The 21,874-nt window shown below is 38.7% G+C and carries 22 protein-coding genes; 7 read left to right on the plus strand and 15 right to left on the minus strand.

Annotated elements, in window-relative coordinates; all coding sequences use genetic code 11:
- Positions 1 to 131: 131 nt before the first annotated feature.
- Both PROVALCAL_RS13815 and cui read left to right on the plus strand, forming a co-directional pair.
- A complete protein-coding gene (locus PROVALCAL_RS13815) occupies positions 132 to 479 on the plus strand; it encodes a RidA family protein (protein WP_006659920.1) in 348 nt (115 codons plus the stop codon).
- A 439-nt stretch (positions 480 to 918) separates the two neighbouring features.
- Positions 919 to 1,365: a colicin immunity protein Cui gene (gene cui, locus PROVALCAL_RS13820; RefSeq protein ID WP_006659921.1), complete on the plus strand. Its 447-nt coding sequence runs from the start codon at positions 919 to 921 to the stop codon at positions 1,363 to 1,365.
- Between the two features lie 28 nt (positions 1,366 to 1,393).
- Here cui and PROVALCAL_RS13825 read toward each other — a convergent pair whose 3' ends face one another.
- From PROVALCAL_RS13825 to mdtJ, 5 genes are all read right to left on the minus strand, one after another.
- Positions 1,394 to 2,023, minus strand: coding sequence for a colicin-like pore-forming protein (locus tag PROVALCAL_RS13825; protein WP_006659923.1), 630 nt, complete (start codon positions 2,021 to 2,023; stop codon positions 1,394 to 1,396).
- The gene (locus PROVALCAL_RS13830) at positions 2,020 to 2,346 is read right to left on the minus strand and encodes a hypothetical protein (RefSeq protein WP_006659924.1); all 327 of its coding nucleotides are present in this window, start codon (positions 2,344 to 2,346) and stop codon (positions 2,020 to 2,022) included. The genes PROVALCAL_RS13825 and PROVALCAL_RS13830 overlap by 4 nt, the downstream gene beginning before the upstream one ends.
- A gap of 7 nt (positions 2,347 to 2,353) precedes the next feature.
- Complete coding sequence (locus PROVALCAL_RS13835; RefSeq protein WP_006659925.1) at positions 2,354 to 2,710, minus strand: hypothetical protein; 357 nt, start codon at positions 2,708 to 2,710, stop codon at positions 2,354 to 2,356.
- A 484-nt stretch (positions 2,711 to 3,194) separates the two neighbouring features.
- Positions 3,195 to 3,527, minus strand: coding sequence for a multidrug/spermidine efflux SMR transporter subunit MdtI (gene mdtI / locus PROVALCAL_RS13840; RefSeq protein WP_006659927.1), 333 nt, complete (start codon positions 3,525 to 3,527; stop codon positions 3,195 to 3,197).
- 1 nt (position 3,528) lies between these two features.
- The gene (mdtJ, locus tag PROVALCAL_RS13845) at positions 3,529 to 3,957 is read right to left on the minus strand and encodes a multidrug/spermidine efflux SMR transporter subunit MdtJ (protein WP_006659928.1); all 429 of its coding nucleotides are present in this window, start codon (positions 3,955 to 3,957) and stop codon (positions 3,529 to 3,531) included.
- 655 nt (positions 3,958 to 4,612) lie between these two features.
- Between mdtJ and pdxK the strand changes: the two genes are divergently transcribed.
- Positions 4,613 to 5,461 (plus strand): pyridoxine/pyridoxal/pyridoxamine kinase, encoded by an 849-nt coding sequence (gene pdxK, locus PROVALCAL_RS13850; protein ID WP_006659929.1) that lies wholly within the window; start codon positions 4,613 to 4,615, stop codon positions 5,459 to 5,461.
- 446 nt (positions 5,462 to 5,907) lie between these two features.
- Here pdxK and zwf read toward each other — a convergent pair whose 3' ends face one another.
- Positions 5,908 to 7,383, minus strand: coding sequence for a glucose-6-phosphate dehydrogenase (zwf, locus tag PROVALCAL_RS13855; protein ID WP_006659931.1), 1,476 nt, complete (start codon positions 7,381 to 7,383; stop codon positions 5,908 to 5,910).
- A gap of 460 nt (positions 7,384 to 7,843) precedes the next feature.
- On the opposite strand from zwf, the gene PROVALCAL_RS13860 reads away from it, so the two are divergent.
- Both PROVALCAL_RS13860 and pyk read left to right on the plus strand, forming a co-directional pair.
- Positions 7,844 to 8,689: a MurR/RpiR family transcriptional regulator gene (locus PROVALCAL_RS13860; protein WP_006659932.1), complete on the plus strand. Its 846-nt coding sequence runs from the start codon at positions 7,844 to 7,846 to the stop codon at positions 8,687 to 8,689.
- A 200-nt stretch (positions 8,690 to 8,889) separates the two neighbouring features.
- A complete protein-coding gene (pyk, locus tag PROVALCAL_RS13865; protein ID WP_006659933.1) occupies positions 8,890 to 10,332 on the plus strand; it encodes a pyruvate kinase in 1,443 nt (480 codons plus the stop codon).
- Between the two features lie 53 nt (positions 10,333 to 10,385).
- Here the strand turns inward: pyk and PROVALCAL_RS13870 are convergent, their stop codons facing one another.
- The 8 genes from PROVALCAL_RS13870 to znuA all read right to left on the minus strand — a co-directional run bounded on the left by PROVALCAL_RS13870 (position 10,386) and on the right by znuA (position 19,807).
- The gene (locus PROVALCAL_RS13870) at positions 10,386 to 11,396 is read right to left on the minus strand and encodes a fimbrial protein (RefSeq protein ID WP_006659934.1); all 1,011 of its coding nucleotides are present in this window, start codon (positions 11,394 to 11,396) and stop codon (positions 10,386 to 10,388) included.
- Positions 11,397 to 11,403: 7 nt separating this feature from the next.
- Entirely contained in the window at positions 11,404 to 13,899 is a 2,496-nt protein-coding gene (locus tag PROVALCAL_RS13875; protein ID WP_006659935.1) for a fimbria/pilus outer membrane usher protein, read from the minus strand.
- 3 nt (positions 13,900 to 13,902) lie between these two features.
- The gene (locus PROVALCAL_RS13880) at positions 13,903 to 14,592 is read right to left on the minus strand and encodes a fimbrial biogenesis chaperone (protein ID WP_479725064.1); all 690 of its coding nucleotides are present in this window, start codon (positions 14,590 to 14,592) and stop codon (positions 13,903 to 13,905) included.
- A 33-nt stretch (positions 14,593 to 14,625) separates the two neighbouring features.
- On the minus strand, positions 14,626 to 15,147 hold the full coding sequence (locus tag PROVALCAL_RS13885; RefSeq protein ID WP_006659937.1) for a fimbrial protein: 522 nt from the start codon (positions 15,145 to 15,147) through the stop codon (positions 14,626 to 14,628).
- Positions 15,148 to 15,342: 195 nt separating this feature from the next.
- Positions 15,343 to 16,188, minus strand: coding sequence for a LysR family transcriptional regulator (locus PROVALCAL_RS13890; protein ID WP_006659938.1), 846 nt, complete (start codon positions 16,186 to 16,188; stop codon positions 15,343 to 15,345).
- Positions 16,189 to 16,401: 213 nt separating this feature from the next.
- Positions 16,402 to 17,376: a lauroyl-Kdo(2)-lipid IV(A) myristoyltransferase gene (gene lpxM, locus PROVALCAL_RS13895; protein WP_006659939.1), complete on the minus strand. Its 975-nt coding sequence runs from the start codon at positions 17,374 to 17,376 to the stop codon at positions 16,402 to 16,404.
- A 116-nt stretch (positions 17,377 to 17,492) separates the two neighbouring features.
- Positions 17,493 to 18,827, minus strand: a complete 1,335-nt coding sequence (gene mepM / locus PROVALCAL_RS13900) for a murein DD-endopeptidase MepM (RefSeq protein WP_039862082.1) — start codon at positions 18,825 to 18,827, stop codon at positions 17,493 to 17,495.
- 20 nt (positions 18,828 to 18,847) lie between these two features.
- On the minus strand, positions 18,848 to 19,807 hold the full coding sequence (gene znuA / locus PROVALCAL_RS13905) for a zinc ABC transporter substrate-binding protein ZnuA (RefSeq protein ID WP_039862084.1): 960 nt from the start codon (positions 19,805 to 19,807) through the stop codon (positions 18,848 to 18,850).
- A gap of 73 nt (positions 19,808 to 19,880) precedes the next feature.
- Between znuA and znuC the strand changes: the two genes are divergently transcribed.
- A complete protein-coding gene (znuC, locus tag PROVALCAL_RS13910; protein WP_006659942.1) occupies positions 19,881 to 20,648 on the plus strand; it encodes a zinc ABC transporter ATP-binding protein ZnuC in 768 nt (255 codons plus the stop codon).
- Entirely contained in the window at positions 20,641 to 21,426 is a 786-nt protein-coding gene (gene znuB / locus PROVALCAL_RS13915) for a zinc ABC transporter permease subunit ZnuB (protein ID WP_006659943.1), read from the plus strand. Before znuC ends, znuB begins: the two co-directional genes overlap by 8 nt.
- An 83-nt stretch (positions 21,427 to 21,509) precedes the next feature.
- On the opposite strand, the gene PROVALCAL_RS13920 is transcribed toward znuB, so the two are convergent.
- Complete coding sequence (locus PROVALCAL_RS13920; protein WP_006659944.1) at positions 21,510 to 21,872, minus strand: hypothetical protein; 363 nt, start codon at positions 21,870 to 21,872, stop codon at positions 21,510 to 21,512.
- Positions 21,873 to 21,874: the final 2 nt, after the last annotated feature.

Raw genomic sequence — 21,874 nt, forward strand, 5'->3', positions numbered from 1 at the left:
TACTGATAATGGGCACACTTTACCATGAGTTCAAGATAGCTGCTGAGCTAATTATCATTTCATTAACGAACTGATTTTCATCATAGTAGCAAACTGATATCCTTGGTCAGCACTGATAATAAGGAACAATTATGACTATTGAACGCATTGACCCAGATACCCGTTGGTCTGAAGCAGTTATCCATAACAACGTGGTCTACTATACTAGCGTCCCAGAAAAATTGGATGGCGACATTATCATTCAAACCGCGGATGCATTGGCTGCCATTGATGTCATGTTAGGTCGAGTCGGTTCAGATAAAAGCAAAATTTTAGATGCCACTATCTTCCTTGCAGATAAAGCTGATTTTGCGGGCATGAACCAAGCATGGGATGCCTGGGTTGTCGCTGGCAGTGCGCCAGTCCGTTGCACTGTTCAAGCCGCATTAATGAAGCCAGAATATAAAGTTGAGATAAAAATCGTTGCGGCGATTGATTGATATTACTTGAAGTTTGATTAAGACTTGAAAAAAGAACCATCAGTTTAATGCCGATCACTTGAATTGAGCGGCATTATTTTTAACGGGATGTTTTGACCTTTTATTTTCTCACTACTCTCACTTCTTTTCTGTCTCACAGCATATCACAGCATGACGGCATTAACGAGCTTTGTCCTATCCATTTGATTTATTATTAAAAGTAAAAACGTATTATTTAGAGTCTTTACTGTTTCTCATATTCTTTTTTCATCTCAAATGAAATTTGTATTTCTCTACACAGTAGGAAGTAATAAATCTTTACATGACAATAGAAATGAATATTATTATCACCATCATGTGAAGTAGGAATTCTAAAATGTCTTTCAAGATCAATTCAAGCTTAGTTTTTATTATTACCATTTTGCTGGGGGTTATTCCTCTTTCTGCTATATGGTTACACATGATACCCAATATAGTAATAATAAACATTAGTAATTGGATAGGTGAGATACCTGTAATTTATTCAGATTATTATCGAAATGAAAGCTATCTATCCGCTTTATACTGTAAAATGGCACCTTTTTTTTCCATTCCATACTATTTGATTGTATGGAATTCTATAGAAATAAAAAAAGAACATTTTAAACTATACAACAAAGGGATAGTTACAACCATATTTGGTTATTTTAGTATAATTTTAATTGCTTTTATTATTACATATATTAATTACTTCTTAAACTATAACATGTCAAACGGAAATATAAATTTGCGCTCAATTTCCGTTTTTGAATTTACTTCATTCCTTTATTATTACGCTATCTTTATATCAGTCTTCACTATTACTTGTGCTACAGTAAATGCATTTCTATTTCTACCAATTAAATATAAAAAATTAAATACAGACTAATTCATAATTATGGCTTTAAAAATACCTTTTATGGAATAATTTCTTTATTTATTGCAGCAGCAAAATCTGCATCAATATAAGATGTAATCACAGCGGTTAATATGATGGCAGATACAGATAAAAGTGTTACTGAAATAGTAACCGGTAATAATAAGCTTAGACTTGCTGATGTAAATGCTAATACACTAGGTGATGCAACTCCTGCTAATGCCATAGCTTCAATTTCCAAAACTAGAGGTCTCCAGTTTCCCGTTTCAAACCCCTCTTCAACCTTAGTTTTTATTTTTTCAAATTTCAAAAATTTATCCGTAAGCTTAAAAGAGCCACCTAGTTTATATAAATTCTCCGATAACTTCTTTCCATCTATAAATTTTATAGTCTGAGAAATGGCGGGAAGGTCTTTCTTATGAACTTTAAGGTATGGGTTATTTATTGTTTTCTCTAAAATTTTTAACGCATCACTTGAATTTTTGATTTTTTTACCTTTAAAATCATTTAATTCATTAATTATTTTATCAGATGCAACCTTATATTTATCTCCAATAACTTTAGATGTTTTATCACCAATATCTGAAATTATTTCTGATGCTGTCTTAATAGCTTCATTTATTTGTAATTTTATTATTTCCTCTTTGGCTTTACTTTGAATTTTTTTCAATTCCTCATCAGCTTGCCTTTGGCTATTGCTTCATCAGTAATAGTATCTAATGCTAAATAGCTTTCTAAATCTTTAGGCATCATTTTGTAAAAAATTTTAGAAGCTCTATTGAAATCATTTTTTCTCAAAGCATCTATCATTTCAGGGTAGTTTTTAATATTTCTAGCACCATCTAAAGTATTTAAATATGTTAATACCACAGATGTTTTAGAATTAATCTTACTGAATATTGAACTCTTAATGTGTTTATCAATATATACTTCCTTTCCATTTACCACCTTCCTATTCAACATATCAAATAAATTCATATACTTTGAAAACATTTCCTGCCTAATCTTTAGCGTTGGAACAATGCCATTTTTTTTTAAGAACACCAGCGAGTTGATTTTCAACTTTATTACGATACTCATCAAAAACCTTTGTAAATGGAACTCCTATTGTTTGGCTTTTAACCATTATTTTTTTAAGCTCTTTATCATTAGGCTTTTTTAGCAAATCATCGCACAATCTTTTGAAATAAACACAATTTACCTCACCACACACAGGGCAAATCATATCTTTCTTCATGCAGTATATATTTACTGCATCACTTAATGAGATATTTCCATATTCTGTAGAAGCCATTCCATCATAAATCAATCTATCGCGAAAACTACTATGTGGGGTTACTATCATTACATCATTCATGATATTTCCTTTCTATGAGCATAAAAAATGAATATATTTATTAAATAAAATCAAAATCAAAATCAAAATCAAAATCAAAATCAAAATCAAAATCAAAATCAAAATCAAAATCAATAGCATGCAATATATAAAATATAATGGTCTTAATTATAAAAATATAAACATTATCCTTATTGCTGATTTTTAAAAATAAACATCCCTTTTTAGTCATTCTATCTAAAATATGATAGATATAAATAAATTTTCTACTCTGAAGGGTTTAATACTTTTTTTTCATAAAAATGAATTAATAGAATAAAGAGAATCTAATTTTTCAAAAAAACCAGTAAATAAATAATCATATATTATTCTATGGACATTAGATCAATATTTTAAAATTTTCATTTTACTGAAATTATTAACTTTAGATGTAATTATATATTGAAAAGCTATTAGTACTATATTGTAGAATAAGCACTAATAGCTTTAAGAATTGTATTATCCGTTACGACATTTTAATCAGTACCATACCGATAAGCAGGAAAACTAATCCGCCCCAACCTTTATAGTTCAAGCGCTGATTAAACAAGATCCAACCGGCTGCGACTGTAGCAATTAAGCCAAATGCACCCCATAACGCGTAGGCAACTGACAATTCAATTCCCTTCACCGCTTGCGCTAGCGCACTGAATGCACCTAACACCGCAACCAGAGAAAGAATACCTAACCAATAACGCTTAAAACCGTCAGACATTTTTAAAAATACGTTGGCAAGGATTTCGAGTACCACTGCAAGGATCAGAAATGCCGCATGCCACCATTCAAATTGACTGGCCATATTACACCTCCGATTTAGCGGTATTCGTCACTAAAGCTCGGGCTTTGGCGGCATCAACCGCATTCTTCGCTGCTTGTTTTACTTTTTGAGCAGACTTGTTAACTGTGGCTTTTTTGGTACCTGATTTGATCAATGCGATTCCCGTGATCAAGAAAACTAATCCACCAATTTTCATCGGTGACAAAGATTCCCCAAACCACAGTACACTGAACGTTGTGATCAACAGAACACCCACCCCTTCCCACATGGCGTATGCAACGCCTAAGGCGACTTTTTTAACCGCAACAGCGAGTAAAATATAGGAAGTGGCAATCATCACATACATCACCGCCATACCCGTGAAATCACCACTCACACTGGCATGTTTCATTGATAAAGTACCAATGACTTCAGTAACGATAGCTAATGCTAAAAATATCCAGTAAATCATTATAATATCCCTCTAGATTCAGCATCATCATAGCCTGTTTTTTAAACAAGTTTAAAAGGCAATTAGTTTAATACATGGGCTTAATGCTGTTAAAAATTCAAACAAAAACAATAGAGTTGCTGATTTTATTCAGCTGATTGAATAATCTAGAAAGACGCTATAACGCGCCGCACCAGTGATACTCACTGGATAGAATGGCAGAAAGGAAAAGCTTATGTGTTGATCTTCTTTGGGACTTACTGATCTTTATGCTAGTCACGCTAAGCATGATATCTCATTCATTTCATCGGATGGACATCCATCCAAGTTACTCCGAACCCTCATATAATTGTTAGTTTCAGCTTATTTCTACCATGGCAAAATCATTAAGTCAATGAATGCAAAAGCTTTTTGAATTCATTCTTTTTATGCATAATTATGCATTAATATGCTAAGCAACACAGTGGCAGACTCAATTTTACGAATAATTCCACCATTTCACTCGCATTTATTTTTGGACGAACTGAGCAAAAAAAGTTTTTATTACCGTGTTTTATGCTGCTTTCATCTCATTCAATATTCATTTTTACGGTTACCATTGACAATAGATGCCAACACGCTTCTTATCATGCTATCCGTACAAAATAGAAATAATGCACACCAATAAGAGAGAGTCATGGATACCTTTACGCTAACGTCAAATAGCTTTCAAAACGCCGTCGATGCCACCCCGCTTCCTTATGATGTCATCTCCATTCAATCCCAAGTTATCTATGGCAGTGTCGGTAACAGCATTGCCGTTCCTGCATTAACAAAACAAGGATTGCGTGTTGCCGCAGTTCCCACCGTCATTTTAAGCAATACCCCTCACTATGCCACTTGCTATGGCGGTGAATTGCCTGGTGAATGGTTCCGAGGCTACTTACAAGGCTTTGTTGAACGTGGCAGCTTAAACAGCGTTAAAGCCATTTTAACGGGTTATTTAGGTTCACCAGATAAAGCTCACGACCTTGCAAATTGGTTAGCCTCTGTGCGTGAGCAGCATCCTAAAATGCCTGTCATTGTCGACCCTGTGATGGGGGATGAAGATAGTGGCTTTTATATTCCTCCAGCGATTGCCGATGTTTATCGTGATGAAGTGCTTCCACTTGCGACGGGCATCATTCCGAATAAATTTGAGCTTTCTACACTCAGTGGGCAAACCATCAATAATTTAGACGACGCGACTCGCGCAGCGCGTTCATTACTCAACGGTAATACCCAATGGGTCATCATAACGAGCGCATTCCAGCCCGATGATGAAAGTATCGAAGTAGTTTGTGTTACTCGACAAGATGTCGCGGTTATTCGCCATAAGCGTTATCCCGTTACACCAAAAGGAACTGGGGATCTGTTTGGTGCTGAACTCACCGCTCAGTTACTTGCAGGTTTATCGGTTCCAGATGCCGCTAAAATGGCGTGTTTACGAATCGAACAAGGAATTATTCATATGGCGGCGACAGGTCGCAGTGAATTAGTGCTTTAAAATAACCAAAATTGAATGGTTACCTTGAGTCAGCAATCTTGGTAACCATCACATTATTAAAGAGAAGCGTAATGACTCATGGCACACTCCACATTCAATAATTGCATCATTAAAGGATTGACAATGCCAATTTGCGCTTTTTTTCAAGATCAAAACCTGCAAAACATTCCCCCATCGTATTTCATTCAACCATAAAACTCACTACCCCAAAAATCATAGATGAATTAAATAATTTTCCGATGCTTAAAATAAAAAACTCACCACTTTCATTTGAATTAAAGCAGAACGGGACAACATTAGTGTTTAATCAACATGAAATGACGTGGTTGGCAAAAATTTCTATCGCGGAAAAAATAAGAAAAGATAAAGAAGAAAATATTAGCTAAAAAAATGGCGGGAATTCAACCTTCCCGCCATTTCATGGTCCAATTTATAAAGATAAAATATTACTCAAACTCATTCCACGAGCGACCATCACGAGCGATCATGGCGACAGAGGCAATCGGTCCCCATGTACCGGCTTGATAAGGTTTAGGCGCATCGTTATCCATCGCCCATGCTTCCATAATAGAATCAACCCATTTCCACGCCTCTTCCACTTCATCACGGCGGACGAACAAGGCTTGAATACCACGCATCGCTTCTAACAATAAGCGCTCATAGGCATCTGCAAGATGCGTTTGGTTAAAGGTCTCAGAAAAGCTCAAGTCCAATTTAGTCGTCTGTAAACGGTGTTTATGATCCAAGCCTGGAGCCTTGTTCATAATTTCGATATCAATCCCTTCATCAGGTTGCAGACGGATCGTCAATTTGTTTTGTGGTAAATCTTGGTAGCTTTCAGAGAAAATATTCAATGCAGGTTTTTTAAAATACACCACAACTTCTGAACATTTGGCAGGAAGACGCTTACCTGTACGCAAATAGAATGGTACGCCAGCCCAGCGCCAATCATCAATATCCACACGCAAAGCCACGAAAGACTCCGTCTGGCTCTGCTTGTTCGCGCCTTCTTCTTCTAAGTAGCCCGGTACTTTCTTACCTTGCACAAAGCCCGCAGTATATTGACCGCGTACGGCTTTCTCACGCACGTTTGTGTGATCAATACGACGTAAAGAACGCAGCACTTTCACTTTTTCGTCACGAATACGGTCAGTGGTTAAATCAGCAGGAGGAGACATCGCGATCATGGTTAAAATTTGCAGAAGGTGATTTTGCACCATGTCTCGCATTTGACCCGCCTGATCAAAATACCCCCACCGACCTTCGATTCCAACCTCTTCTGCCACGGTAATCTGCACATGATCAATGGTGCGATTATCCCAGTTATTAATAAATAAAGAGTTTGCAAAACGCAGAGCCAGCAAGTTCAGTACCGTTTCTTTGCCTAGATAGTGGTCGATTCGGTAAACTTGGCTTTCATCAAAATATTTCGCAACTTCGTTATTAATCTGTTGAGAAGATGCTAAATCCGTCCCTAATGGTTTTTCCATCACGACACGGTTTGGTTTTTTGTTCAATCCTGCATAGCCTAGCCCCTGACACATTTCACCGAATGTGCTTGGTGGCATGGCAAAATAGTGAATCGCCGGCTGCGTGTCTTGTTTAAGCATATCGGCTAAACGCACAAAATTATCGGTTTCACTCACATCTAGATTACAAAAATCTAAACGTGCGCTCATTCGCTCCCATAATGTTGGATCTAATTCTTCCTTCAAAAAGTCATTCAATGCCTTTTTGACAAATTCCACATAATCGCTCTGTTCCCATTGGGCACGACCAACGCCGATAATGCGAGTATCTGGATGGATATAACCTGCTTTTTCCAGTTGATACAATGATGGAAGTAACTTGCGACGCGCTAGGTCACCTTTAGTGCCGAAAATAATCAGGTCACAAGCTTGAGCAGCATTATGTACCGCCATGTTGGTTCTCCTCAATCTGCGGAATTTAGAAACTATCTCATTAGAGCCCAGAAAAACTGAGCGCGAAACGCCACTCTAATAAGATAGGTTCTGGATATCGTATTATAAAAATATAATCGTTTGCCTGCTAATGTACCCGTTTGCTACTGCTCAGTAAATATTGATGACACGGGTCACAGTTTTTATGCTGAAAAATCCAGCATACCCAGTCTTCAACAAAATTTTTTATCACTGAATGCTTCCAGCTTTTGTTAGAAAATAACGATTTATGTAATCCGTTTTCTTAGTTGAAAATTAGATACGGGTCATATTTTCGTAAAAAAAGCCCTTAGTTAACCCCAGTGTATAGATAGCTTACTATCAACACGTAGTATATTTTCAGTCATATCTGGATGTTAATGCCACCATACTCCGATGGCAGAAATATTTCCCCTTTTGCTGAAATAGGCACTTTTGCTATATGAATATTTTAGAACAAATGAAAACCAGCATCGATTTTTTGAGTAAATCAGAAAAAAAGGTGGCAGAAGTCATTTTAGGGATGCCCCAAAGTGCTATTCATTTGAGTATCGCCGCATTGGCTCAATTGGCGGATGTTAGTGAGCCTACTGTTAATCGATTTTGCCGCAAAATGGAAACCAAAGGGTTTCCAGATTTTAAATTGAAACTGGCGCAGAATCTCGCCAATGGTACGCCTTATGTAAATCGCCATATTGAAGAAACAGACACCGTCAACACATATACCCATAAAATATTCGAGTCCGCGATGGCGGGACTGGATAATGTCAAGCACACCCTTGATACCAACGCAATTAATCGCGCAGTAGATTTACTGACTCAAGCTCGCAAAATCAGTTTTTTTGGATTTGGGGCTTCCGCCGCGGTTGCTCATGATGCCATGAACAAATTCTTCCGGTTTAATATTCCAGTCATATACTTTGATGATATTGTCATGCAACGTATGAGCTGCATCAATAGTAGTGAAGGCGATGTGATTGTGTTGATTTCACACACGGGTCGTACAAAGGCCTTAGTCGATATGGCACAGCTCGCTCGCCATAATGATGCAACAGTTATCGCTATCACATCAGAGGGCTCCCCCCTGGCTAAAGAAGCCAGCCTATCAATTATTATCGATGTCCCTGAAGACACGGACATGTATATGCCAATGGTCTCCAGAATGGCACAGCTCGCAGTGATTGATGTGTTAACAACCGGATTTACTTTGCGCCGAGGCGAAAAATTTAGAGATAACTTGAAACGGGTCAAAGAAGCATTACGCGATTCGCGGTTTGATAATGTCTGAAAGATGGATACAACAATGTTAAAAATGGGTTCTTAATTCTATCGGTACCAAATAGTTTTTATTCTCCCGATGGCTTTAAGAAATTTGCTGTATATAATAGCTGTGCTCGTGTCAGCACCCCTATTTGCAGTAAATAGGTTTCAAAATGGAGTGAAAAGGCTTCACTTATATTTGTACCATTACAGGTCACGGAGTAATACATGTCTAGACGGCTTAGAAGAACTAAAATTGTTACAACCCTTGGTCCGGCAACCGATCGTGATAATAATCTAGAAAAAATTATCAATGCTGGCGCTAACGTTGTTCGCCTTAATTTCTCTCACGGAACTCCTGAAGACCACATGGCCCGCGCAAACAAAGTGCGCGAGATTGCGGCTCGATTAGGGCGTCACGTCGCTATCCTTGGGGATCTACAAGGTCCGAAAATTCGTGTTTCTACTTTTAAAGACGGTAAAGTTTTCCTCAATATTGGTGACAAATTCACACTGGATGCCTCATTAGGCAAAGGTGAAGGTGACCAACATAAAGTCGGTATCGATTACAAAGGCTTACCTGCTGATGTTGTCCCTGGCGATATTCTTCTGCTAGACGATGGTCGTGTGCAGTTAAAAGTTCGTGAAGTTCAAGGCTTGCAAGTGTTCACTGAAGTGACTGTAGGCGGACAACTGTCTAACAATAAAGGCATTAACAAACTAGGTGGTGGCTTATCCGCAGAAGCCCTCACTGAAAAAGACAAAGCTGATATTATTACCGCAGCCAAAATTAATGTCGACTTTTTAGCCGTGTCTTTCCCTCGCTCCGGTGAGGATCTTGATTATGCTCGCCGTTTAGCGCGTGATGCAGGCTGTGAATGCCAAATTGTTGCGAAAGTTGAGCGTGCTGAAGCTGTTGCCACTGATGACATTATGGATGAAGTGATCCTCGCATCAGATGTCGTGATGGTCGCCCGTGGTGATTTAGGTGTCGAAATTGGCGACCCTGAGCTAGTCGCTGTACAAAAGAAACTGATCCGTCGTTCACGTCAATTGAACCGTGTAGTGATCACCGCAACTCAAATGATGGAGTCAATGATCACTAACCCAATGCCAACCCGCGCCGAAGTTATGGACGTGGCAAACGCCGTTTTAGATGGTACGGATGCGGTTATGTTATCGGCAGAAACGGCTGCGGGACAATACCCAGCAGAAACCGTCGCCGCAATGGCGCAAGTCTGCTTTGGCGCAGAAAAAATGCCAGGTCTGAATATTTCTAAACACCGTTTAGATGCTGAGTTTGAAAGTTCTGAAGACGCGATTGCCATGTCAACCATGTACGCGGCTAACCACCTGAAAGGTGTTAAGGCAATCATCGCCATGACAGAATCAGGACGAACAGCTCGTATCATGTCACGTATCAGCTCTGGCTTACCAATTTTTGCTATGTCACGCCATGAAAAAACACTGAATCAATGTTCTCTGTACCGTGGCGTCACGCCTGTCTTCTGTAGCACGCATACTGATGGAATTGCCGCTGCAAGCGAAGCGATCGCGCGTCTACGTGACAACGGTTACTTAATGGTTGGTGACACGGTTATCGTGACACAAGGTGACCAAATGGGCACCATCGGCAGCACCAATACCTGCCGTATTTTAGTCGTTGAATAATCATTAGCTCTTCTATAAATTAAGGGAGCCTGTGCTCCCTTTTCTCTTTAATTTCAATGATATTGTAAATTAAACTGTAACGTCCCATTCGCTTTTCCCCCTCGCGTCTTTTCCTCTGTTTGAATATAAACTGCCTCCAAAGGAATAACATAGTGTTGCGCACTATTTAAGCGAGAAACTTGTAACGTTTGGTTCAATTTAATCGGTCGCCCTTTATATTTAATTTGGATCCCAAAACCTTGGGCAGTTTCTCGATGCTCTGCATTATTGAGTGCAATGGTGCCGGGTAACCCACTCGAGTCGCCCATCCCCATAAAATGAATTTTTATTGGTGAAGTTTCATCACAATCCAGTTCAATTTTAAACCGTTTGCGACTATTCATAAGCGTAGACCCTACACCACGAGCCCCGGATTTATCTACTTGACCGAATGCCACATTGACGATGGTATTTTTAACTTCGCATCCATTCGCAACAACCGGAATAGGCGACAACCAAATTTTAGGTTCAAAATTGCCCACAATATCTTGGGTAATAAACCGATTATTAAAAACGATAAACATCGCAGCACTGGTGGATTGTAATAGCTGAGTATTCACGCGTGGGCGTATTTTATAGAACTCAGCCTTTAAGGTGACATTGTAATTACCTTTAGATGCTGAGCTGGGACATAAAAAGCGATTTGCCGGGTTTCCGTCACGACTATTTTTACCATTCACATACCCTCTTGCTGAACATGGGCTATTAACCGAGCCATGCAAAGCAAACCCAATGCCAGATAACCCTATTTCCTTAACAGCTCCAACACCTGCGATTTGATAATGCCCATCAAAAATTCCCGGTAAATTAATGCCAACCCTTGTTGTGCCTGTCTCATTCCACCACACCCAAGGCGTATAAGTACCTAACTCTATCGTTGCAATATGTGTGTTGATGGGAGCACTTTTAGGAACATACAGCGTTTCGGTGATGGGCACGGTATACGTTGAAAATTCAGCACGATAATCAGCAAACGCTATTGATGAAAACAACAGCATTCCGATATAAATAGCAAATTGATTCATAAATCCTCTACTGGCATGTTCCTTCAATGAATTGAATATTTGAATTACTCAAGTCAATATGAAGCGGTAACTGGCACTGTTGCGACTGATTAGCCCCCCACTTAACTTGAATGACACTATTTTCAGGTACACCACTCAAATAAACTTCCCCATCAGTCGCCACAATTCCCGATGAAATCTTATGTTGTTGTTCCAGAACATTCACTTGAGTGCCAAAACCAACCAATTGATTATTATGTTTTAGTTTTAATACAATGCGACCACCACGTTTAGCTTTAAAATCCATCAAAACAATTGCCCCTCGTGTGGGTACGACCGTTGTTGAATTCAGTGCCACATCGTAATTGCCGATTAATGTTGAGGTATCAACACTGACATTGTTACGCTCATATTGTGTTAGCATTGGAATCACTGCATAACCTTGTTCATTGGTATACAACGAAGGTACATTATTAATTTTTAAATTATTAATGCCCTCAGCTTTAACTAACCCAATAGCATCCGAGAATGATCGGGAGGCAGTAACTCCTCCGTGATGAAATAAAAATGCCCCAGTGGCAGCTGCATGGACAATTTGATGTCGAGGAGAGTGATCCCAACCAAGAGCAAGCTCCCCATGAGAGGTTAAATAACTACCGCGAACACCGTAACTCACCTGCTGATTTTTATGATGGTATTGCTGTGTGAGGTCATATCGTAACTGATGAGAGTCAAGTGCTGAGCCACTCAGGCTTATGGTGCTAATACCGCCAGCGTAACGACTGGTGTTGTAATGATAATTACCCCAATAAATATTTTCTCCCCAACGTAATGGCATGCTACAAGTAAAAGAGAATACTTTATCCCGCTTTTCACGATGATATTGTTCAGAATGTGAATAAGAAAAACTGTAATTAACTGATTGATACTGCGAGGCAAGACTAACAGTAAAATTTTTATCTGAACCTGATTGCGCCCAATACTCTTGTTGATAGCCATTTATATTCAAAGATCCCCAGTTTCCCAATGATTGGCTAAGCGATATTTGTAGTCGCTGTTTCTTTGACATTCGATCCATATTTGCTGTTTGAGAAATAAAATTATCTCCATCCGGTTCAACAAAATATTGAGCAGATAAATTAAGCCCAGTCGCTGTATTTTGAACATATTTGTTATATTGAAAACGATACGTTTGCTCAGTGCTCTTTAAATTAGGATCCCACTGAGATGTTGAATGAGTCATATCCAATGAAGCTCCGCCGAAATTGCCTAAATTCACGCCAGCCCCAACTGTATAAGTTTGTCTATATTCCGAAATGAATACGCCACCTAACAGAGATAAATTTCCATAATGAGATAGGTGAATAGGTAATCCGTAGATCCCAGAAAACTGAACAAAATAAGGCTGTCGCTCTTCACTCTCAGCTCGAGATTTTCCAAATTCCATACTGTATTTTAATGTTCCTGCCCTTTGCATAACTGGCACGCTGGAAAACGGCTGTGTAAATACTCTCGTCGAACCATCAGACTCTTCAATCGTCACTTGCAACTCACCATTGAAAGACGTTGGATAGAGATCATTTAACGTAAATTCCCCCGCAGGAACGGATGTTTGATAAATTATTTGACCATTTTGCCGAACAATCACCACAGCATTGGAGTTCGCAATACCATTTACTGTAGGTGCGAACCCTCGTTGACTTTGTGGGAGCATACTTTCTTCTGACATCAGTTTTAAACCACGGTACTGAAAAGTATCCATAATCCCGTTATCTGATGAAGTTTCACCAATAATTAAGTGGCTATTTAAACTACGAATATTTCTTTCTAAGAAAGTTTGTAGACTATTCCAACGGCTATCACCGTAAACATTATTGTAATAACTGTGATTACGTAATCGCCAGGCTTCCCAATTAACTCCATTTCGCAATCCAAAATAAATAGATTTATGGTTGTTTGGACTTTTCCATGATTGATTAAAACGTGCAGAATAATTAATAAACAATCCAGCGACACCATCATCCCACTCAATCGGATTAATATAACCCCGACTAATTGTCTTCATCGCTATTTGAGGAACACTGATATTTAGACGGTTAGAAAAAAAATCATGGTAAATATTTCCACCTTTGATAAATTTTCTAACATCAATGAATTCATCAATTTCAGAGCTATCATTCTTAAAAAATATCGAAGGCTTAACGCCCCAATTAATTAACTGCCGTCTTGTAATCTGCGGTTCTAGTGTTTGATTTTCTTCACTAAAAATAAATTCAATATATTCATCGGCCACACTATCATCATTCAGGTAAATATGAACCCTATATCTACCAGGAAGTTGCCCTTCTGATTTAGAAAGATAATTTAATAGCATAGGATCTGAAAGATGGTTATCAATGCCTGTATTAATTGCATTAATATCGAAGATTTCACTTGCACCGGTTATCGATGAAAAAATTGTTATGCTAATAAAAATCGACTTATTACTAAAAATCCAATCCTTAATAAAAACGTTTTTTCCCATAAGCTAGCTCTTTGTCATGTTTTTTTCCACAATGGCACCATAATCATTAATAAATTCGATTTTAACAGAATGCTCTCTTTCTATTTTTTGTTTTAAAACATACTCATTCATCCAAGGATGAATCATTTTTATTCCTTTTACGCCCTTGCCATTAATTAAAATACTTTTTATTGATAAGTGATAAGGAGTCCTATTATCAATTTTCACCCCATTAATATCGTTCGTTATATTAACGTCATCGAAATTTAACGGCTGAATATCTTTTGAACGCAAAAAAAACTTAAATTGTGAATTAATGATGATTTGCAATTCATTTTCAATACTTTCATTTTTAGGTGGAATGGATTTTATATTTAATAGGTATATTTTTTCTTGATTAGAACTCAGTGGTTTTCCAATATATGTAATCCTTGCTGAGCCATAGCTATTGGGTTCAACTCTAAATAAAGCAGGCGTTGCAATAAATGGTGCTTTAACTTCTTCGTCAAACCCCGTCACCCAACTTTGAATTAAAAAAGGGGTTTTATCACTACTATTAAAAATTGGAATTGTAATTTCACGTTTATTATCCATATAGACAAAACGCGTCCCCCCCACACTAATACCTTTAGCTGAAGAAAAAGAAATGAAACAGAAATATAAAAAACAGTAACATGGATTTTTTTCATATAAATACCGACATAAAATAGAAATAAAGAAGGATGATAAATATCACCCTTCATATTATTATTGATATTTAATACTATAGACTGCACTGCTGTTTGCTTGCCCTGCGGTTGCGACACCTGTCGCTTTATACGCCGCAACATACTCTAATTCAACGGAGTCCCCGTCTAATTCAACTTCTTTCGTATTTTCATACAGCTTTATTGGCGTTACTGCATTCTTTTCATATAGTGCAACACCGACATTTTTTGCCATCCCATTCCCTTGATGTAAAGCAAGAATATGATGATCAACTGAGTCACGTGTCCCTGCAAAATTGACCGTCACTTTAGTATCATCTGGACAATCAACCAATTTAATAATGAAATTGGTTACCCCTGCAACTTCCCCCTGAGAAGACAAGCTTCTTGTTGAAACACGACCAAGATCTACATTTAAATTACGTGATTTACTATCTACAGTGCAAGCTTGCTCGGTTATTTCTCCTGTGAAATTAATTACACCAGAAGCCAGCACGGTTGGTACTGTAAGCATTGCTAAATTTATTCCCAATATATTTAGAGTTTTATTAAAAATATGCATGATTTCTCCTATAAATAGAGTAAATGATCTTTGATTTGGATTTTATTAAAGAAATATAGGTAACATTTCTTGTAAGCAAGAAATATAACATCCTATTTTAATTAAGTTAATGAATGGTTATATTCAATTTTTCAAATTAAAATCAAAAATACTTATTAACCTTACATGAAAAATTTAAAATAAAAATTAATTAGTTCAAGAATCATTAAATAAATAGTTTATTATTAAATCATTTATTATGGTATTTTTGCCTTTGTAAATATAGAAATCGTATTTTACTTTTTCAAAATCAGCATTAACCTCACTTAAAAAGCCCTCCGCTATCAAATCATGAACAACATTTTCAGGAAGCCAAGCATACCCAATAGAATCGCTAATTAATTTAATCGCAGTTTCCGTATTTTTTACTTTAATGACTTGATGACTTTTTATTTTATCTTCAAAATTTGAGGATAAAACAATATGAGGCGTCATCTCAAGCTTGGCATTTATTTTATCTTTGGCGCATCGCTGAAGGACATGATTTGGCTCTGTGACAAGTAAGGCATCAACCTCCCCCAGAAATGTAGGGTTCAGTGAGCCCAAATGATGATGAGATATCAATAAGTCAAATTCTTTAAATGTGAATATATCTTCTCGACTCATCAATGTTTTTGTTAATTCAACATCATAATCTTTTCTACTTTTGATTAGCCCTCCAATTTTATGTAATAAACAGTCACTATCATAAAGTGAGTCAATAACTATTTTTATTTTATTATTTTTCTTATTTATCAATTTTGCTGCTATTTCTAATGCAATCGCTTTATTTGTGACCTCTCGAGATAATGCTAATAACGTTTCCCCTTGCGCCGTTAATATTGCACGTCTTTTTTCCACTACAAATATTTTCATCCCTAAGATTTGCTCTAATTTACTAATAGTATAACTAATTGATGATTGTGTTTTATGTAACACTTCAGCGGCCTGAGCAAACCCACCATAATCAACTATCGCTTGTAACGTTATCCATTGTTCTAATGTCGTTTTTGTTTTATCCATATATCATCCATAATTTAACTAACTATTTCATTCCATTAAGAATATAACAATGTATTTATAATATCACTCCATCATGATGAATTTTTAATGTCCTTGAAGTTTCACCCTGCAAATTAAACTGAAAGAATATCTATTGATAAATAGGCAACGTCTAAAAACAAAAAAGCCACAGGTAGTTATCTCCGTGGCTTTTTATACAATATCACCTTGTATCTAACGATATAAATCCTTGCGCTGATATGGCTCAATTTCACCTTCTTTGCGCGTCTTCAACAACTTAAGGATCCAAGTATATTGCTCAGGGTTAGGCTCAACCAAAAATTCTAATTCTTCATTCATACGACGAGCAATATAGTTATCATCCATTCCATCAATATCATCCATAAGTTCGCGAACATAGATATGCAATTGATGATTAACATGGTCGTACACCGGAAACAGTGGGACAATTTTGGCCTTACACACTTTCATCAAACGACCGATTGCCGGTAATGTTGCTTTATAGGTACCGAAGAAATCGACAAATTCGCTGTGCTCTTCCCCATGATCTTGGTCTGGTAGATAAAAGCCCCAATAACCTTGTCTGACTGATGCAATAAAAGGTTTAATTCCAGCCTCTCGGGAGTGAAGGCGACCACCAAAATGGTAACGTGCTTTATTCCATAAATAGTCGGCAACAGGGTTTTTCTGATGGTGAAACATCGCTGCCATATTTTGTCCCATCGCTGCTAATAGCATAGCTGGCGCATCAACCGCCCAGCCGTGAGGAACCATAAAAATCACATTACTCTGTTGCTTCTGTAACTGTTCAATAATTTGTTTATTATGCCACTGAGTACGCGCTAATGTGCGTTCAGCACCACGAACACACAACTCTGCCAACATAACAAAAGATTGCGGCGCGGTTTCAAACATGCGGTCAACCAATACCTCTCTTTGCTGTTCAGTCATGTCAGGAAAACAATAGAGCAAGTTAATTTTTGCACGACGACGAGCGCTTTTTGCCAAACGACCAACCCACTTTCCTATTTTAGCCAACATGGGATCACGGACTTTGACAGGAATGTACGCAAGCGCAACAAACACAGCCGCTCCCATCCAAACTCCCCAATATTTTGGTAATAAATAGGATTTGTGAAATGTTGGCACATAGCCTTTTTTGCTGTCGGTATCTTGTTCTTTATTCATGTTATACCCAAGAATCACGGCTATTTTGATAACCAAAAATGAATGTGTAAGAGCATTACAAAAAAAACTGGCAGACACAAGTATCTGCCAGTCATAGGATGAAGAAACTGAAATGGCTATTTCAATTTAAGCTGCGGCTTGGTCTCTTTGACCAACTCTAAATACTCTTTACGCTCTTTGCCCGTTAAACCGCCTGAGCTTGGTAATTTTGCCGTCAGAGGATTCACCGCTTGTTGGTTTACCCACATTTCAAAATGCAGATGAGGTCCCGTTGAACGTCCTGTATTACCCGATAGCGCAATACGGTCACCACGTTTTACTTTTTGACCTGGCTTCACTAACAATTGGCGTAAATGCATATAACGCGTGGTATATTGGCGACCATGACGAATCGCAATAAAGTTACCTGCGGCGCCACTGTATTTCGCTACAATCACTTCACCATCGCCCACGGCTAACACAGGAGTGCCAACCGGCATCGAAAAATCCACACCTTTATGAGGGGCTACACGACCCGTGACAGGGTTTACTCGACGCGGGTTAAAATGCGATGAGACTCTAAATTGCTTAACAGTTGGGAAACGCAGGAAACCACGTTCTAATCCATTACCTTCGCTATCATAGTAGCGACCATCTTCTGCGCGGAAAGCGTAATAATTCTTACCGCCAGACTGTAAACGAACACCGACTAATTGACTCTGCTCATGTGTACCATTCAGCATTTCACGCCCCATAAGGACCGTAAATTTATCGCCTTTTTTCAGCTTATTAAAGTCAACTTGCCACTGCAACGCCTTGGTAACTTCACGCCCTTCAGTACGCGTCAAACCCGCTTTTTTCGTACTTTGAGCAAATGTGCCATCGATGGAGCCCGTCATCACCGTGTTGGACCAATCGCCTTTGCGGATCTCTTTCACTTCTTCGAACTTATTGGTCGCACCAACACGGTTAAAGATACGCGTTTCGCGACGAGAAACATCCCATGTTAAGGATTCTAATTCGCCATCCGCGTTCAATGTCCAACTTAATGTTTGACCGATTTTTAAGTTACGTAATGATTTATGTTGATTCGAGAGTGTTGCCACATCGCCGGCTTCGATACCAAACTGCGTCAAAATGGACGATAAATTATCACCACTTGAAACAACATATTCATGAGCAAGTGGCGTCGCATCCGCATCAGATGCGTCAGTATCTGTATCAGCAACACCTTCGTCAGGTAACTGTTCGCTACTATCTTGAATTAAATCATCCCCTTCTGTTTCAATCGTAGATTGAGATAAAGGAATGATGGTATCTGGAGAGCTGTCACGTTCATGGGTGGTAGGGATATGTACTGGCCGCCAAATTGCGACGGCCATGGTGGCGACAGTGAGTGTGCTCAACACAATTTTATGGGTCTTGGACAAGCCATTAAATGCCTGCACAATACCACTTGCCATTTGCTGCACTTTAAACTATTCCTCTATGCTTAATTCAGGCAGCTTGCGTATTGTTCTGATAACGTCGTCAGAAACTTCATGTAGCTATCTGGTCCAATTGCCAGCCCACTACCAAGTGGGTCGAGAGTACCCATTTTGACTCCCGTATTTTTCGCTACGCTTTCAATAACCGCAGGCCTGAATTGTGGCTCAGCAAAAACGCATTGCGCTTTATGCTCAACCAGTTGTGTTCGTATTTGATGCAATTTTTGGGCACCGGGCTGAATCTCAGGGTTTATCGTAAAATGCCCTAATGGAGCAAGCTGATAGTGTTTCTCAAAGTAGCCATAAGCATCGTGAAAAACAAAATACCCTTTATTTTGAGCCGGTTTTAAAATACTAGCAATTTTCTTATCGCTTTGCGCCATATTTTCTTTGAATTTACGAAGGTTTACGTCCAGCTTCTCTTTTTGATCAGGATAAAGCTCTACTAAACGCGCGTAAATGTCATCGGCTGCCAAATTTGCAATATCTGGGGATAACCAGATGTGCATATTATACTCACCATGGTGATGATGTTCGTGATCCTCATCATGATTAGGCTTATCGGCATGTTGATGGCTATCTTCCTCCTCGTGGTTTTCTGCCATTAATAGCGCATGAATATTTTTCTGTTCGGCTAACGCTAGACGTTTATTCTGAGCTAACCCATTGATCGGCTTCGCTAAAAACATCTCTAATTCAGGACCAACCCAAACAAACAAATCTGCTTGTTTTATCTTTTTTAAATCCGATGGTTTCAGTGCATAATCATGTGGCGAAGCACCATCCGGAAGTAAAACTTGTGTATCCGTCACCCCATCCGCAATTCCAGCGGCAATGAAGGCTAAAGGACGGATAGATGTAACGACATCGGCATTTGCCATCGGCAATATCGATGCAGTTAAAACTGAAGCTAACGTGGCTTTGCAGATGAATTTACGGGTAATAAGTTTCGATTTGTGTATCATGAACATTTTTCCGTGATCTTAAAATTGAAATGTTATAATATAACACAACTTGATTTCTGCAAGATGTTTTCATATGCAACCACTACTATCTTTAAATAAAATTTCTGTTTCATTTGGCGATAAACCCGTTTTAAAAGATGTCACTTTTGCTCTGAACAAAGGTGATATCGTGACATTATTGGGTCCTAATGGTGCTGGTAAATCGACGATTGTCCGCGTGGTACTAGGCTTACTAGCGCCAACGTCAGGTACAATCAACCGAGCCTCATCTCTCGCTATTGGTTATGTGCCCCAAAAACTGCATTTGGACACAACCCTACCTTTAACCGTCAAGCGATTTATGATGTTAAAGCAAGGTGTCCGCGTGGAACATTTAGTCCCCGCACTTGAGCGCGTCAAAGCGACACATCTCATTGACCAACCTATGCAAAAACTATCTGGCGGTGAAACTCAACGGGTTCTGCTCGCACGCGCACTACTCAATAAGCCCGATTTATTGGTTCTTGATGAACCCGCCCAAGGTGTCGATATTAACGGGCAAGTCGCACTTTATGATTTAATCAATCAATTGAGAACTGAACTGGGTTGCGCGGTTCTCATGGTCTCTCACGATCTGCATTTAGTGATGGCAAAAACGGACCAAGTTTTATGCATTAATGGGCATATATGTTGTTCGGGTACCCCTGACGTCGTGTCTAATCACCCTGAATTCGTTGCTATGTTTGGCTACCGTGGAGCACAGCAATTAGGCGTTTATCGCCACCAGCATAATCACCAACATGATTTAGAAGGTAATGTGATTAGAACCCACCAACACAGCAAGGACTGCCAACATGATTGAGTTATTACTACCTGGTTGGATTGCAGGTATGTTACTCGCGATTGCTGCGGGTCCTTTAGGCTCGTTTGTGGTTTGGCGCCGCATGTCCTACTTTGGTGACACTCTTGCCCACGCGTCTTTATTAGGTGTTGCATTCGGTTTACTACTGAATATCAACCCGTTCTATGCCGTTATCGCAGTGACTCTATTATTAGCCCTAATTCTTGTGTGGCTAGAAAAACGACCTCAGTTAGCCGTCGACACATTACTCGGTATTATGGCTCACAGCTCACTCTCTTTGGGATTAGTGGTTGTCAGCCTAATGGCAAATGTCCGTGTTGACCTGATGGCTTATCTATTTGGTGATTTGTTATCAGTAACATATGAAGATATTATAACGATTTTAATCGGTGTGGTTGTCGTTTGCGGGTTGCTTTTTTATCGATGGCGGGCGCTTTTATCCATGACAGTCAGCTCAGAATTGGCTTTTGTGGATGGTATTAACTTACAACGTTCTCGCTTATTGTTGATGATGGTAACGGCGTTAACTATCGGGATCGCAATGAAATTTGTTGGTGCGCTGATCATTACCTCTTTGCTGATCATCCCTGCCGCTACCGCTCGACGTTTTGCAAAAACACCAGAACAAATGGCACTTACCGCGATTGGGATTGGCATGATTTCAGTTACTGGTGGGCTAACCCTATCGGCATTTTACGATACTCCGGCAGGTCCTTCCGTTGTGCTCACATCTGCCATTTTGTTTATCTTGAGTTTATGTGTAAAAACAAAAAACTAGTTGTATAACACTGAGTATCTTAATAAAAGTCAATCCTAGAAGACCCGCTCATTTAGCGGGTTTTTAGTTAAACTCAAGGTCGTTTATTGTTCCACTTTCTGTGTTCCATTTTTAACAGTTACTTCTATATCGCCAATACTATCGTTTATAAATCCACCGACACAATTCATAAATTGATTTACCTTTACTTTGAATCCTTCACCTGAATATTTTGGATCGCCTGATTTATCATCGGGTACATTAACATTCAAATCGCCATGGAATTTCTTATTAAGATCTATTTCACCCTCGATACTCACCCAATATGTTGACCCTTCTGGCAGATATCGAGAGCAACTCTCAATAGTTTCTTTATTCGTGATGGATGTGGTGTTTTTTGTACAACCAGACACTGCGGCTATAGATAAAAGCGCAGCAAGCGTTAGTTTGTAAGAGATTTTATTCATAT

The organism is Providencia alcalifaciens DSM 30120 (genome assembly GCF_000173415.1).
Classification (GTDB): Bacteria; Pseudomonadota; Gammaproteobacteria; order Enterobacterales; family Enterobacteriaceae; genus Providencia; species Providencia alcalifaciens.